Source organism: Enterobacter sp. PTB (genome assembly GCF_051130085.1).
Taxonomy (GTDB): Bacteria; Pseudomonadota; Gammaproteobacteria; order Enterobacterales; family Enterobacteriaceae; genus Enterobacter; species Enterobacter ludwigii.
Window position 1 is genome coordinate 1 of record NZ_JBDKEE010000226.1, and the last position, 204, is coordinate 204.

The following is a 204-nucleotide window of genomic DNA, read 5'->3' on the forward strand; positions in this document are numbered from 1 at the left end:
TGGCGACCACGCTGCTGAAATACGAGCCGCGTATTCAGGACATTAACGTGGTGATACTGGAGCAGACCCAGCCCGGTGAGCTGCGCTACGCCATCGAGGCAGAGCTGCACGACGGCGGGCTGGTGCGCTTTGGCACCGAGTTTATGCCCGAAGGCAAAGTGCTGCTCCGCCACCTGAAACAACAACGCATACTCCCCTCCTGAG

1 pseudogene is annotated in these 204 nt (G+C 60.3%); it reads left to right on the forward strand.

Going from position 1 to position 204, the window contains the following annotated elements:
• Window positions 1-203 (forward strand): annotated as a pseudogene (locus tag AAIR21_RS28325) (type VI secretion system baseplate subunit TssE); the annotation flags it as partial.
• Window position 204 lies beyond the last annotated feature (1 nt).